This window comes from Mycobacterium sp. 5-140-3-2 (assembly GCF_035666375.1).
In the GTDB taxonomy this organism is placed as follows: Bacteria; Actinomycetota; Actinomycetes; order Mycobacteriales; family Mycobacteriaceae; genus Mycobacterium; species Mycobacterium intracellulare.
On sequence record NZ_CP142025.1, the window covers coordinates 3,700,116 to 3,714,546 of the forward strand.

Annotated in this window: 15 protein-coding genes; 2 read left to right on the forward strand and 13 right to left on the reverse strand. The window is 69.4% G+C overall.

Annotated features, from left to right (window positions below):
- Nucleotides 1-3: 3 nt before the first annotated feature.
- From P6281_RS16880 to thrS, 10 genes are all read right to left on the reverse strand, one after another.
- Nucleotides 4-759: a YebC/PmpR family DNA-binding transcriptional regulator gene (locus P6281_RS16880; RefSeq protein ID WP_009955059.1), complete on the reverse strand. Its 756-nt coding sequence runs from the start codon at nt 757-759 to the stop codon at nt 4-6.
- A 261-nt stretch (nt 760-1,020) separates the two neighbouring features.
- Nucleotides 1,021-1,611, reverse strand: coding sequence for a pyridoxal 5'-phosphate synthase glutaminase subunit PdxT (pdxT, locus tag P6281_RS16885; RefSeq protein WP_009955058.1), 591 nt, complete (start codon nt 1,609-1,611; stop codon nt 1,021-1,023).
- Complete coding sequence (tesB, locus tag P6281_RS16890; RefSeq protein WP_014380522.1) at nt 1,608-2,444, reverse strand: acyl-CoA thioesterase II; 837 nt, start codon at nt 2,442-2,444, stop codon at nt 1,608-1,610. Before tesB ends, pdxT begins: the two co-directional genes overlap by 4 nt.
- 14 nt (nt 2,445-2,458) lie before the next feature.
- The gene (pdxS, locus tag P6281_RS16895) at nt 2,459-3,370 is read right to left on the reverse strand and encodes a pyridoxal 5'-phosphate synthase lyase subunit PdxS (protein ID WP_009955054.1); all 912 of its coding nucleotides are present in this window, start codon (nt 3,368-3,370) and stop codon (nt 2,459-2,461) included.
- A gap of 69 nt (nt 3,371-3,439) precedes the next feature.
- A complete protein-coding gene (locus P6281_RS16900; RefSeq protein WP_008258330.1) occupies nt 3,440-4,462 on the reverse strand; it encodes an NUDIX hydrolase in 1,023 nt (340 codons plus the stop codon).
- Complete coding sequence (locus tag P6281_RS16905) at nt 4,462-5,586, reverse strand: glycosyltransferase family 4 protein (protein ID WP_008258331.1); 1,125 nt, start codon at nt 5,584-5,586, stop codon at nt 4,462-4,464. The genes P6281_RS16900 and P6281_RS16905 overlap by 1 nt, the downstream gene beginning before the upstream one ends.
- Entirely contained in the window at nt 5,586-6,536 is a 951-nt protein-coding gene (locus P6281_RS16910) for a phosphatidylinositol mannoside acyltransferase (protein ID WP_008258332.1), read from the reverse strand. Before P6281_RS16910 ends, P6281_RS16905 begins: the two co-directional genes overlap by 1 nt.
- A 17-nt stretch (nt 6,537-6,553) precedes the next feature.
- Nucleotides 6,554-7,195 carry a phosphatidylinositol phosphate synthase gene (pgsA, locus tag P6281_RS16915; RefSeq protein WP_008258333.1) on the reverse strand — a complete coding sequence of 214 codons (642 nt, stop codon included), beginning with the start codon at nt 7,193-7,195 and terminating at the stop codon, nt 6,554-6,556.
- A 13-nt stretch (nt 7,196-7,208) separates the two neighbouring features.
- A complete protein-coding gene (locus tag P6281_RS16920) occupies nt 7,209-7,784 on the reverse strand; it encodes an HIT family protein (RefSeq protein ID WP_008258334.1) in 576 nt (191 codons plus the stop codon).
- Nucleotides 7,777-9,852: a threonine--tRNA ligase gene (thrS, locus tag P6281_RS16925; protein ID WP_008258335.1), complete on the reverse strand. Its 2,076-nt coding sequence runs from the start codon at nt 9,850-9,852 to the stop codon at nt 7,777-7,779. Before thrS ends, P6281_RS16920 begins: the two co-directional genes overlap by 8 nt.
- A gap of 98 nt (nt 9,853-9,950) precedes the next feature.
- Between thrS and P6281_RS16930 the strand changes: the two genes are divergently transcribed.
- Entirely contained in the window at nt 9,951-11,717 is a 1,767-nt protein-coding gene (locus P6281_RS16930; protein ID WP_192579495.1) for a cation:proton antiporter, read from the forward strand.
- Nucleotides 11,718-11,789: 72 nt separating this feature from the next.
- Here P6281_RS16930 and P6281_RS16935 read toward each other — a convergent pair whose 3' ends face one another.
- A complete protein-coding gene (locus P6281_RS16935; RefSeq protein ID WP_014385319.1) occupies nt 11,790-12,443 on the reverse strand; it encodes a PaaI family thioesterase in 654 nt (217 codons plus the stop codon).
- Nucleotides 12,444-12,454: 11 nt separating this feature from the next.
- Entirely contained in the window at nt 12,455-13,339 is an 885-nt protein-coding gene (locus P6281_RS16940) for an aldo/keto reductase (protein ID WP_324738448.1), read from the reverse strand.
- A gap of 58 nt (nt 13,340-13,397) precedes the next feature.
- Between P6281_RS16940 and P6281_RS16945 the strand changes: the two genes are divergently transcribed.
- Nucleotides 13,398-13,898, forward strand: a complete 501-nt coding sequence (locus P6281_RS16945) for a DUF1990 family protein (protein ID WP_009953636.1) — start codon at nt 13,398-13,400, stop codon at nt 13,896-13,898.
- A 7-nt stretch (nt 13,899-13,905) separates the two neighbouring features.
- Here the strand turns inward: P6281_RS16945 and P6281_RS16950 are convergent, their stop codons facing one another.
- Nucleotides 13,906-14,361, reverse strand: coding sequence for a DoxX family membrane protein (locus P6281_RS16950; protein ID WP_009953638.1), 456 nt, complete (start codon nt 14,359-14,361; stop codon nt 13,906-13,908).
- Nucleotides 14,362-14,431 lie beyond the last annotated feature (70 nt).

The following is a 14,431-nucleotide window of genomic DNA, read 5'->3' on the forward strand; positions in this document are numbered from 1 at the left end:
GAATTACTCCTGCTCGAGGGCGGCGAGCACCTCGTCGGACAGGTCCACGTTGGTCCACACGTTCTGCACGTCGTCGCTGTCCTCCAGCGCGTCGACCAGCTTGAACACCTTGCGCGCGCCCTCGACGTCGACCGGCACGCTGACCGACGGCTGGAAGCTCGCCTCGGCGGACTCGTAGTCGATGCCGGCGTCCTGCAGCGCGGTGCGCACCGCGACCAGGTCGGTCGGCTCGGAGATGATCTCGAAGCTCTCGCCGAGGTCGTTGACATCCTCGGCGCCGGCGTCGAGCACCGCCGTCAGCACGTCGTCCTCGGTCAGGCCGTTCTTCTCCAGCGTGACGACGCCCTTGCGGGTGAACAGGTAGGACACCGACCCGGGGTCGGCCATGTTGCCGCCGTTGCGGGTGACGGCCACCCGGACCTCGCCCGCCGCCCGGTTGCGGTTGTCGGTCAGGCATTCGATCAGGACCGCGACGCCGTTGGGCCCGTAGCCCTCGTACATGATCGTCTGGTAGTCGGCGCCACCGGCTTCCTCGCCCGCGCCGCGCTTGCGGGCCCGCTCGATGTTGTCGTTGGGCACCGAGGTCTTCTTCGCCTTCTGGATGGCGTCATACAGCGTCGGGTTGCCGGCGGGGTCACCGCCGCCGGTGCGGGCGGCGACCTCGATGTTCTTGATCAGCCGGGCGAATTCCTTGCCGCGGCGCGCGTCTTTGACGGCCTTTTGGTGCTTGGTGGTGGCCCACTTGGAATGGCCGCTCATCGGTGTCTCTTACCTCTTCTATGTCTGGAAAGTTCGCCAGTCGAGTCTACGTGGACGTCTGCGGCCGACTACCGGGCGCTTCACTCCGGTCGCAGGGTTCCCGCAGTCGCGACTTCCGGCGAGAGCATGCGCCTGAGGGCTTTGGCTGTGCGGTGACGGCGTTGAGTGTGCGCTGGCGGCGGCGACCCGCCCGGGGAGCGCCGCCCTGGACGCACACTGAAAACCCGGACTGCACACCGAACGCCCTGACAGCCTCGGCCGTCAGCCGGTCACCATGTCGACGAACATGTGGTGGATCCGCCGATCGCCGGTCACCTCGGGGTGAAACGCCGTCGCCAGCTTGCGGCCCTGGCGCACCGCGACGACGTGACCGGCGGCGCTGGCCAGCACCTCCACGCCGTCACCGACCCGCTCGACCCACGGCGCGCGGATGAACACCGCCCGCACCGGATCGTCGAGGCCCGCGAAGTCGATGTCCCCTTCGAACGAGTCAACCTGTCGTCCAAAGGCGTTGCGCCGCACGGTCATATCGATCGCGCGCAGGGGCAGCGCCTCCCTCCCGCCCGCCCCGGCGTCGAGAATCTCGCTGGCCAGCAGGATCATCCCGGCGCACGCGCCGTAGGCGGGCAGCCCGTCGGCCAGCAGCCCGCGCAACGGCTCAAGCAGGCCGAGGTCTCCCAGCAGGTGGCTCATGGTCGTCGATTCCCCACCGGGGATGACCAGCCCGTCGACCGCCTCCAGCTCACCGCGCCGGCGCACAGGCATCGACTCGGCCCCGGCTTCGCGCAGGGCCGCCAGGTGCTCGCGGGTATCGCCCTGCAGCGCGAGGACCCCGATCCGGGGGGCGCTCACTGGTGATATCCCCGCTTGAAGCGGGTCAGCCCCTCCTGCATGACCGCCGCGACCATCTCGCCGGATTGGGTGAAGATCTTGCCCTGGCACAGCGCGCGGCCGCCGTTGGCCGACGGGGAGGACTGGTCGTACAGCAGCCACTCGTCGGCCCGGAACGCCCGCATGAACCACATCGCGTGGTCCAGCGACGCCACCTGCAGGTGCTCGCGCACATCGAGGTGGGTGACCTGCGCCGACCCCAGCAGCGTCAGGTCGCTCATGTAGGCCAGCGCACAGATGTGCAGCACCGGGTCGTCGGGCAGCGGGTCACGGTGGCGGAACCAGACCTGCTGCTGGGCGGCCTTTCCCGGCGTGAGCTGCAGGCGCTCGCGCGGCACGATGCACACGTCCCACTCCGCGAACTGCTTGAACCCGGCGTCGTCGAACACCTTGACCGAGTCCAGCCCCGGCAGGCCGTCCGGCGGCGGCGCGGGCGGCATGGGGTCCTGGTGGTGGATGCCTTCCTGGTCGGTCTGGAAGGACGCGCCCATGCTGAAGATGATCTCGCCGTGCTGAATGGCGTTGACGCGCCGGGTCGCGAACGAGCCGCCGTCGCGGGTGCGCTCCACGATGAACACCGTGCGCTCCTTGGCGTCCCCGGGCCGCAAAAAGTAGCCGTGCAACGAGTGGACCTGGTAGCGCGGGTCGACGGTGCGCACCGCCGACACCAGCGACTGCCCGGCGACATGACCGCCGAAGGTGCGCTGCAGGAATCCCGATTCCGGGCTGAAGATGCTGCCCCGGTAGATGTTGACCTCGAGCTGCTCGAGATCAAGGATCTCTTCGATCGCCACCAATAGCCCTCGGCTTACCAGCCGCGTTCGGCCAGCCGATGGGGCTGCGCGATCTGCTCGACGTTGATGCCGACCATCGCCTCCCCCAGCCCACGCGAGACCTTGGCCAGCACGTCGGGATCGTCGTAGAAGGTGGTGGCCTTGACGATGGCCGCCGCGCGCTGGGCGGGGTCGCCGGACTTGAAGATGCCCGAGCCCACGAAGACGCCCTCGGCGCCGAGCTGCATCATCATCGCCGCGTCGGCGGGGGTGGCGATGCCGCCGGCCGTGAACATGGTGACCGGCAGCTTGCCCGCCCGGGCCACCTCGACGACGAGTTCGTAGGGCGCCTGCAATTCCTTTGCGGCAACGTACAATTCGTCTTCGGACAGCGACGTCAGGCGGCGGATCTCGCCGCCGATCGCCCGCATGTGCGTGGTCGCGTTGGAGACGTCCCCGGTGCCGGCCTCGCCCTTGGAGCGGATCATGGCCGCGCCCTCGTTGATCCGTCGCAAAGCCTCGCCGAGGTTGGTGGCGCCGCACACGAACGGCACGGTGAACTTCCACTTGTCGATGTGGTGGGTGTAGTCGGCGGGGGTGAGCACCTCCGACTCGTCTACGTAATCCACCCCGAGGCTCTGCAGGATCTGCGCCTCGACGAAGTGCCCGATGCGCGCCTTGGCCATGACCGGGATGGTCACCGCCGAGATGATGCCCTCGATCATGTCCGGGTCGCTCATCCGCGACACCCCGCCCTGGGCGCGGATGTCGGCGGGCACTCGCTCCAGCGCCATCACGGCGACGGCGCCGGCGCCCTCGGCGATCTTGGCCTGCTCGGGGGTGACGACGTCCATGATGACGCCGCCCTTGAGCATCTCGGCCATGCCGCGCTTGACGCGTGCGGTTCCGGTTCGCCCGTTGCCGTCCGGTGGGTGGGCGCTAGTCACTGCTTGATCTCCTTCAACCGTTGTCGACCCAGTCTAATGAGGCGCTTTGGCCCGCGTTGACCGACGGAGTCAGCGGATCGACAGCAGCGGGCCGGGGGCGCGGCCGCCGGCGAGCGCGGCCGCGTCGGTGAGCAGTCCGGATAGTTGCATGGGGTACACCGTCTCCCCCGCGGCGACGAGCTGGGCGATGTCGGCAGCATCACACCAGCGGTGGCCGTGGATGTAGCTGCGTTCCAGTTCGGTGCGGCCCGTGCGCGACGGCTCGAACCGGCGGGTGCGGTAGACGAAGTAGAACTCCTCGCTGTCGATCAGCGAGCCGTTGAACTCGAAGACCTGGTCGCGCCGCCACACGGGCCCGACCATGTCGGCGGGCGCGACCCGCAGGCCGGTTTCTTCGGCGAGCTCTCGCGCGGCCGCCTCGGCCAGCCGCTCCCCCTGCTGCACTTCGCCTCCCACGGTGAACCACCACTTCGGGGCGGGCTCGCCCAGCGCCGGATCCGACCCGCGCAGCAGCAGCACCGCCCCGCTCTCGTCGAGCAGCACGACGCGGGCCGAGGTGCGGTGGTTGAGCACGCCGTGATCGCCGTGGGCCAACGCGTGCGGCCGCTCCACGATCTCGAAATAGCTGGGCAGCCCGGCGGTCCCGCCCAGGTGGAACAGCCGCACCAGGGGCCGCTCGGCCAGCGCCAGCGTGTCGCGCACCGCGTCGTTGTGGAAGCGGCGGGCCAGCAGCACCCGGGCCTCGGCGTCGGCCAGCTCGGCGATCAACCCGGCCGGCAGGGACGCCGGGTTGACGGCGGCCAGCGCGGCCGACAGCTCGTTTTCGCACGTCTCCCGCGCGGGCCGGGGCGCGCCCTCGGCGGCGTCGGCCAGCGCCGCCAACCGCCGGCCCTCGGATGCGCCGCCGTAGGCGTCGATTGCCACGGCGCGCGCCACCACCGCGCGGCGCGCCAGCGCGCCGTCGAGCGCCTGCCACGACAGGTCGTAGCGGACGTGCAACCGGTCCAGCCGGTTGGCCGTCCGGTACGCCCAGGCGCCGAAGACGCCCAGCACCGCGACCAACACCGCGATGGCGACGATCAGCCATGTCATCAACCGGCCACCTCAACCTTGGCGCCTGTCGCGGCGACCGTCTCGTAAACCCTCAGGATCTGGCTGGCCACCACCGACCAGTCGTAGCGCTGGACGGCGGCCGAACCGGCCGCCACGTAGCGTTCGGCCAGCCCATCATCCTCCAGCACCGCGACCAGCGCATCGGCGAGCGCGGCGCCGTCGCCGACGGGCACCAGGCGGCCCACGTCCCCGCCGGCCAGCACGCGCCGGAAGGCGTCGAGGTCGCTGGCCACCACCGGAGTCCCGGCGGCCATGGCCTCGACCAAGACGATGCCGAAGCTTTCCCCGCCGAGGTTGGGTGCGCAGTAGACGTCGGCGCTGCGCATGGCCGACGCCTTGCCGGCATCGTCGACCTGGCCGAGGAAGCGAATGTTGTTCACGAATTCGCCTGCCTGCGCGCGTAATTCGTCTTCGTCACCGCGTCCGACGATGAGCAGCTGCACGTCCGCGAACCGCTCAACCAGCCGCGGCAGCGCGTCGAGCAACACCCCCACGCCCTTGCGCGGCTCGTCGTAGCGCCCGAGGAACAGCACCGTCTTGCCGGGCCGCGGGTAACCGTCCAGCAGCGGCGCGGTGGCGAACGAGCCGACGTCGACGCCGTTGGGGATCTCCACCGCGTCGGTTCCCAGCGCCTCCATCTGCCAGCGCCGCGCCAGGTCGGAGACCGCGATCCGGCCGACGATCTTTTCGTGCATCGGGCGCAGGATGCCCTGAAAGACCGTCAGCGTCAGCGATTTGGTGGTCGACGTGTGAAACGTCGCCACGATCGGACCCTCGGCGATGTTGAGGGCCAGCATGGACAGGCTCGGCGCGTTGGGCTCGTGCAGGTGCAGCACGTCGAAATCGCCTTCGGCGAGCCACTTTTTGACCCTGCGGTGGGTGGCCGGGCCGAACCGCAGCCGGGCCACCGACCCGTTGTAGGGAATCGGGACGGCCTTGCCCGCCGAGACGACGTAGTCGGGCAACACGGCGTGCGGCGAGGCCGGCGCGAGCACGCTGACGTCATGCCCGCGGGCCCGCACCACCTCGGCAAGCTGCAGGACGTGCGACTGCACCCCGCCCGGAACGTCGAACGAGTAGGGACAGATCATCCCGATGCGCATCAGGCGTCCCTTAGCCGGGCCTGCTTGTTCTCGGAGAGGTCGGCCAGCCACTGCGGCTGCATCATGTGCCAATCCTCGGGGCGGGCGGCAATGTTCTTCTCGAAGTGATCGGCCAACAGCTGGGTGATCGCGCCGACGTCGCCGCCGGTGCAGTCCAGCGCCGGGTGGATGGCGACGCCCCAGCCCTGGCCCTCGAACCAGCAGTGGGCCGCTAGCAGGGCCGCCCCCGTCGCGATCGCGAGCTTCGCCGGCCCGGCCGGCATCCGGGTGGGTTCGCCGAAGAAGTCGACCTGCACGCCGGTGCGGGTGAGGTCGCGCTCGGCCATCAGGCACACCACCCGGTTGTCCCGCAGCCGGTCGCACAACACGTCGAAGGGTGGCCGCTCGCCCCCGGACAAGGGCAGCACCTCGAAGCCGAGGCCTTCGCGGTAGGCGATGAACCGCCGGTAGAGCGACTCGGGTTTGAGTCGCTCCGCGACGGTGGTGAAGGTGCCGTGTGTCTGCGCCAGCCACACCCCTGCCATGTCCCAATTGCCGCTGTGCGGCAACGCGATCACTGCGCCGCGGCCGCCGGACAGTGCCGCTTCGATATGGTCGCGGCCCTGAACAGAGTCGTGCAGCTGGCGGCCGACCGCGGCGAGGTCCATGCCCGGCAGGCGGAACGCCTCGCGCCAATAACGGGCGTAGGAGGCCACGGACGCCCGCATCAGTGAATCCGGAACGTCTGAGGGCGGCACCCGCAAGACGCGGGCCAGGTTCTTGCGCAACTGATCTGGGCCGCCGCCGCGGGCCGCGTAGCGCGCCGCGGCGCCAAATGCGTTGCGCGCGGCGAACTCCGGCATCGCCCGCACGGCCAACCAGCCTGACGCGTACGCCCAGTCGGCCCCGACGCCGCTCAACCGGCCCGCGACGCGGCTCGCCAGGCGGCTCGGTGCCGTGATCGCGTTCATGCCCGGCGGAGTGGGAATCACGGCGCGACCGATCCGCGGTCGGTCGCACCCGGCGAGGTGCGCACCGTGCGCAACCGCTGCGCGCAGGTGACCAGGCTGGCCGCCGCCAACAGCCACATCGCCACCGGCAACGCGGGCGGCCACGCGACGAACGGAAAGTCCGAGATGCCGGCGCCGACCAGCACGATGATCAGCCGCTCGGGCCGTTCGATGATGCCGCCGTCGCCGCGCAGGCCGCTGGCCTCGGCCCGGGCCTTGATGTAGGAGATCACCTGCGAGGTGACCAGGCAGATCAGGGTGGCCGCCGCCAGCAGCTTGTCGTGCAGTCCGAAGGCGATCCACCACAGCAGCCCGCAGAACACCGCACCGTCGCTGACGCGGTCACAGGTGGCGTCCAGCACCGCGCCGAACCGGGTGCCGCCGCCTTGTTCCCGCGCCATCGCCCCGTCGAGCATGTCGAAGAGGACGAAGAACCAGACCACCAGCGTGCCGATGAACAGCTTGCCAATCGGGAAGAAGATCAGCGCCCCCGCCACGGCCACGACGGTGCCCAGGATCGTGACGACGTCGGGGGTCAAACCCAACCGCAGGCACGCTTTCGCGGTCGGAGTGGTCAGCCGCGCGAACGCCGCCCGGGACAGGAACGGCACCTTACTCATGATCGCGTTGCGCTCATCGCTGCTTCGTCCACTCCGTCGCCAGCAACTGGCGGGTTTCGCGCAGCAACTGCGGGATCACCTTCGACCCGCCGATGATGGTGATGAAGTTGGCGTCGCCGCCCCAGCGCGGGACGACGTGCACGTGCAGGTGCTCGGCCAGCGACCCGCCGGCCGAGGTCCCCAGGTTGAGGCCGACGTTGAAACCATGCGGCCGCGACACGTTCTTGATGACGCGAATCGCCTTCTGGATGAAGGACATCAGCTCCGCGCTCTCCGGATCGGTGAGGTCCTCCAGCTCCGAGACGCGCCGGTAGGGCACCACCATCAGGTGCCCGGGGTTGTACGGGTAGAGGTTGAGCACGGCGTAGACGAGTTCACCGCGCGCGACGACTAGGCCGTCTTCGTCGGTCAGCTGCGGGATGTCGGTGAACGGCTGCTCGGTTTTGCCGTTGTCGCGCTTCATCGGCGCCTCGGCCAGATAGGTCATCCGGTACGGCGTCCACAACCGCTGCAGATGATCTTCCTCGCCGACGCCCCGGTCGAGGATGGTGTCGTCGGTGCGCGGCTCGGCGCGTTCGCGCTCACTCACCGGCCGCCACCTTCACGAGTTCGGCGGTGGGAGCGGCATTCTCGCGATCGGCGATCCACTTCACGATGGCGTCGACCGCGCCGTCGCGGGGCACGCCGTTGATCTGGGTGCGGTCACCGAAGCGGAAACTGACCGCGCCCGCCGCAACGTCACGGTCGCCGGCGAGCAACATGAACGGCACCCGCTGGTTGGTGTGGTTGACGATCTTCTTGGCCATCCGGTCGTCGCTGGCGTCGACGTCGACCCGAACCCCGTGCGAACGCAGTTGCGCCGCAACGTCGTTCAGATAGTCGACGTGGTCGTCGGCCACCGGGATGCCGACCACCTGCACCGGCGCCAGCCACGCCGGGAAGGCGCCGGCGTAGTGCTCGGTCAGGATGCCGAAGAACCGCTCGATGGACCCGAACAGCGCGCGGTGGATCATCACCGGCCGCTGCCGGCTGCCGTCGGCGGCGGTGTACTCCAGCTCGAACCGCTCCGGGAAGTTGAAGTCCACCTGGATGGTCGACATCTGCCAACTGCGCCCCAGGGCGTCGCGGGCCTGCACGGAGATCTTGGGTCCGTAGAACGCCGCGCCGCCCGGATCCGGCACCAGCTGCAGGCCGGATTCGGCGGCCACATCGGCCAGGGCTTTGGTGGATTCCTCCCACATGGCATCGGAGCCCACGAACTTCTCCGGGTCCTTGGTGGACAGCTCCAGATAAAAGTCCTCCAGCCCGTAATCGCCGAGCAGCTCGAGGATGAACCGCAGGAGCGACGCCAGCTCGGCGTGCAGCTGCTCGCGGGCACAGAAGATGTGCGCGTCGTCCATGGTGAAACCGCGCGCCCGGGTCAACCCGTGCACCACGCCGGACTTCTCGTAGCGGTAAACGGTGCCGAATTCGAAGAGCCGCAAGGGAAGTTCGCGATACGAGCGCCCGCGCGACCGGAAGATCAACGTGTGCATCGGGCAGTTCATCGGCTTGAGGTAATAGTCCTGCCCCGGCTTGCGCACGGTCCCGTCGTCGTCGTATTCGGCGTCGAGATGCATCGGCGGGTACATGCCTTCGGCGTACCAGTCCAGATGGCCAGACGTGTGGAACAGGTCCGCCTTGGTGATGTGCGGGGTGTTGACGAACTCGTAGCCGGCGGCGATGTGCTTGCGCCGCGAGTACTCTTCCAGCTCCCGGCGCACGATGCCGCCCTTGGGATGGAAAACGGCCAAGCCGGAACCGATTTCGTCGGGAAAGCTGAACAGGTCGAGCTCGGTGCCCAGCTTGCGGTGATCGCGGCGCTGGGCCTCCTCGATCAGCGTCAGGTGGCGCTCCAGCGCTTCCTGCGACTCCCAGGCCGTGCCGTAGATCCGTTGCAGGCTGGCGTTGTTCTGGTCGCCGCGCCAGTAGGCCGCCGAGCTGCGGGTCAGCTTGAACGCGGGGATGTGCCTGGTGGTCGGGATGTGCGGTCCCCGGCACAGGTCGCCCCAAACCCGTTCGCGGGTACGGGGATTGAGGTTGTCGTAGGCCGTGAGCTCATCGCCCCCGACCTCCATCACCGAAGGATCACCGGACTTGTCGTCGACGAGTTCGAGCTTGTAGGGCTCCCCCGCCAGCTCGGCGCGCGCCTGGTCCTTGGACTCGTAGACCCGGCGCTCGAACAGCTGGCCCTCTTTGACGATCTGGCGCATCCGCTTCTCCAGCGCCGCCAGATCCTCGGGCGTGAACGGCTCCGGTACGTCGAAGTCGTAGTAGAAGCCGTCGGCGATCGGCGGGCCAATGCCCAGCTTGGCTTGCGGGAACAGCTCCTGGACGGCCTGGGCCAACACGTGCGCGGCCGAGTGCCGGATCACGCTGCGGCCGTCGTCGGTGTTGGCCGCCACCGGGATCACCTCGGCGTCGGCGGCGGGCGCCCAGCTGAGGTCGCGCAGCTTCCCCTCCGCGTCGCGCACCACCACGACGCCGTCGGGCGCCCCGCGGCCCGGCAGCCCCGCATCCCGCACCGCGGCGGCCGCGGTGGTCCCGGCAGGCACCCGGATCGGGGCTTGCGGGTCGCCGCCGTCGGCTCCCGAGGCGGCGTGTGCGGGGACGGTCATTGTGGCGGTCTCCAAGGCTCGATGGGTCGACGACCATGCTATCGGGGCGGTTCGGCGCCGAGCAGGGCCGTCGAGCAGCCGCCCACAAGTCCGGCAAGATGGACCCGATGGGGGCGCAGACCGGTTTGACGCTGCTGCTCGGCGCCGTCGCGGTCATCGTGCTGGTCAACTGGATCAGCGAGCGCACCGGGCTGCCCAGCGCGCCGCTGCTGGTTCTCGTCGGCATCGGCTATGCGCTGGTGCCGGGGCCGAATATCAGCCTCGAGCCCGACGTCGTGATGACCTGCATCCTGCCGCCGCTGCTCTTCAACGCGGCGCTGGAGTCGTCGCTGGTCGGTATCCGCCGCAATCTGCGCACGGTCATCAGCCTGTCGGTGGTCCTCGTCCTGTTGACCGCGGCGTCGGTCGGCATCGCGTTCGGGCTGCTCGTCAGCGGTGCGACGCTCGCGGTGGGCATGGTGCTGGGCGCCGCGGTCGCGCCGACCGACCCGGTGGCCGCGCTGGCCGTGGCCCGCAAGGAAGGCCTCCCGCTCAACATCGTCACCCTGATCGAGGGCGAGGGGCTGCTCAACGACGCGACCGCCCTGACCACGCTGTCGGTGGCCATCACGGTGGCGCGCGGCGCCGCGTTCTCCGTGCCGTCGGCGATCCGGGAGTTCGCGCTGGCGGCCCTGGGCGGCCTGGCGGTGGGAATGGTGTTCGCCTACTTCCGGCGGCTGCTGCGCCGGTGGAGGCACGACGTGCTGACGGCCAACGCGATCTCGCTCGCCACCCCGTTCGTGACCTACCTGGTGGCCGAGGAGCTGTCCGCCTCCGGTGTCCTGGCGGTCGTGGTGTGCGGGTTGATCGTCGGCCACGACTCGCCCCGGCTCGAATCGGGGGCGAGCCGATTGCAGACGCGGGCCGTCTGGCGGCTGGTCAACTTTCTACTCGAGGGCCTGGTGTTCTTGCTGATCGGCCATCAGCTGCCGGCCATCCTCGACGACTTGGGCGGCTACGACCTGTCGACGATCATCGTGGCGGTCTCCGTCACCGTCGCCGTGGTTCTCGTGGTGCGGCCGCTGTGGTTGCTGCTCACCCAGTCGCTTCCCCGGCCGCTGCGCACCCGGCTCGGCAACGTCTCGGGTTCCGCCGACGCCGCCGACGCCGACGACGCAAACGACGCAAACGACGCCGACGAACCCGACGGACCCGACGGACCCGGCGAGTCCGACACCGGGCGCCGGCGCAACCGAACCTCCGAGCGCCTCAGCGGCCGTGAAGTCTTGGTGCTGAGCTGGGCCGGCACCCGCGGGGTGGTCAGTCTCGCGGCGATTTTCGCGGTTCCGTTCGTGACCGACAGCCGCGCGCCGTTTCCCGACCGGGACCTGCTGCTGTTCTGCACCCTGGTCGTCGTGCTGGTGACGCTGATAGGACAGGGCATCACGTTCGGCCCGCTGGTGCGCGCCCTGGGCCTGCGCGCGGATGCCACCGACGAACTGCGGCTGCGCAACCGGGCTCGCGCCGCCGCCGTGCAGGCCGCGCTGGACAGGCTCGACTCGCTGGACCAACAGGACGACGTGGACGTGGACCCTCGGGTGATCGACGGTGTGCGCCAACAGTTGTCGGCACGGCTCGAGCGGTATCAGCACCGGCTCAACCTGTTGTCGGACGCCGCCGAGGCGCCCGCCGCTCCCCGCTACGAGGCCGCGGTCGCCATCCGCCGCATCGCCATCGACGCCCAGCGCGACGAGCTGGTGCGCTGGCGGGACGCGGGCATGCTGCCCGACCAGAGCCTGCGCGCGATTGAACGCGAACTCGACCACGAAGAGAGCACGCTGCCGATGCGGACGCGCCGGGCCCGCCGGCGCACGCAAAGGACTTGATTTTCAACCTGTTTGGTGCGGCCTACCCTGTTGCGACGACGCTCCATGAAACCCCTTGCGGGCGAACGACTCTCAGGGCTGGCCGGGTTTGAGCCGCACGAACAGCGCGTCGGCTTCGGTGAGCAGGCGATCGCCGTCGGTCAACCGGCCCGAGACGAAGATCTTGCGCCCGTCCACCCGGTCGACGCCGGCGTCGAACTGTAGTTCCTTCTCCACCGGCACGATGTGGCGGTAGTCGATCTTGAGGTAGGCGGTGCGCTGCCGCGGGTTGCCGGTGAGCACCGCGGCGCTCAGCCCCAGAATGGAATCGAACAGCATCCCCAGCGCGCCGCCGTGCACGGCGCCGTTACGGCCGAGATGGAACCGGGCGAAGCGGGCCTCGCCATGGACGCGGCCGTCTGCGCCTTTGCGGGCCGCCATGGGGATCGTCAGGATGTTGCCGCGCATCGGCAGGTCCATCCGGCGGCCCGACGGGGAGGCCCACTCGTCGGCGTCGTACGGCGCCAGCAACGCCGACACCTTCTCCAGCAGGTCGGCCGCCTCGGTGATCACCTCGTCGGGGGCGTCGGCGGCGCGGGCGTGATCCTGCAACGCGCGCACGGCGTCGATGAACCTGCCGTAGTCGGGCCCGCCCTTGGTGGTGGGTTCGGGCGGGTTGAATCCCCCGCCGGGGTGTCGCTGATGTTCGGCCACCACCACACCGTATTGCCCGACGGGCGCGCGCATTCGCGTGGTGGCTACCCGGTCTGCCGGGCCCCGGCGGCCGACAGGGTCTCGAACTCGTCGTCCGACAGCGTGATCTGGGCCGCGGCGACGTTCTCCTCCAGGTGCGCCACCTTCGACGTCCCCGGAATCGGCAGCATCACCGGTGACCGCTTCAGCAACCACGCCAGCGCCAGCTGTGACGGCGTCGCGTCGTGCTCGGCGGCGATGCGCTGCAGCGGTCCGTCAGGGGCGGCCAGCGGTCCGGCGGCCAGCGGGAACCAGGGGATGAAACCGATGCCCTGTTCGGTCACCGCGTCCAGCAGCGGCTCGGCGTCACGGGCCGACAGGTTGTACATGTTCTGCACCGACACGATCTCGGTGATCTTTTGCGCCGCGCCGAGCTGGTCGACGTTGATCTCGGACAGGCCGATGTGGCGGATCTTGCCCTCGTTCTTCAGGGTCAGCAGCTCGCCGACCTGGTCCTCGAGCGGGAAGTTCTTGTCGATGCGGTGCAGCTGGAACAGGTCGATGGTGTCCACGCCCAGCCGGCGCAGGCTCAGCTCGCATTCCTGCCGCAGATAACTGGGGTTGCCCAACGGGATCCAGATGTCCGGCCCGGTGCGCAGCAGGCCCGCCTTGGTCGCGATCACCAGGCCGTCGTAGGGATGCAGCGCCTCGTGGATGATCTCCTCGGAGAAGTACGGGCCGTAGGAGTCGGCGGTGTCGATGAAATTCACCCCGAGCTCGACGGCGCGGCGCAGCACCCGGACGCATTCGTCGTGGTCGTCGGGCGGGCCCCACACGCCCTTCGCGGTAAGGCGCATCGCCCCGAAGCCGAGTCGGTTGATGGTCAGATCTCCGCCGAGGGTGAACGTTCCCGACGCCCCGGCAACGGTTTTCGAGTTTTGTGCGGTCACATCTTCAGACCGTACTCGCAAAACACCGCCGCGCACCGTGGCGTGGCAAGCTGAACGCGTGGACCTACGAGCGCTCGAGGAACTTCCGCTGACCTATCGGGAAGTGGGTGCGACGGCGGCCGGTGACCTGCCCGCGGGATACGACCATCAACACGCCGAGCGCCAAATCGGCACGGGCCGGCAGCGTTTCGAGCAGGCCGCCGACGCCGTGCTGCGCTGGGGCATGCAGCGTGGCTCGGGGCTGCGCGTGCAGGCCAGCTCGGAGATCGCCGTCGTCGACGCGGTGGTGGTGGTGCGGATGGGTTTTCTGCCGGCGCCCTGCCGCGTCGTGTACGTCGTCGACGAACCCGACATTCGCGGCTTCGGTTACGGCACCCTGCCGGGCCACCCGGAATCCGGCGAGGAACGTTTCGTGGTGCGCTACGACCCGATCACCTCCGCGGTCCACGCGGAGGTGTCGGCGTTCTCCCGTCCGGCGACCTGGTGGAGCAAGGCCGGCGGCCCGGTGGTGCGGGTAGCGCAGCGGCTCATCGCCAAGCGTTACCTCAGGGCCGTCTGACGCGCGGCTACCGGGCCGCGATGCCGCGCCCGATGCTGCCGCTGTGCACGCCCTGCGCCAACCGGGCCAGCGCGATGGCGCCCACGAACAACCCGAAGTCGCGCAGCGCGACGTCGTAGAACCCGGGCCCGGTGACCAGGTCGATGATGATCCCGGCGAGCCAGGCCGCGACGACCCAGGCGCCCAGCCGTGGGGCCACCGCCACCACCACCCCGGCCACGATCTCGATGATCCCGACGAGGTACATGCACTGATCGGCCGTTCCGGGCACCAGGTCGTCGATCCAGCCGGCCAGATACATGCTCCAGTGATGCGGGTGGGTCAGCAGGTTGAAGAACTTGTCCAACCCGAACACGATCGGCGCGATCGTGAACACGGTGCGAAGCGCGAGGTAGGCCGAATAGGCCGGGTCCCGTAGCTGCTCGGCGAGGGTGGGCGTCGCGCTGACTTGATTGGTGCTCATCGGGTGCCTCCATTTCTAACGGATAATAAATCGAACGGTAGAACGTGTAGACTGTAGCGTCAAGCATTTT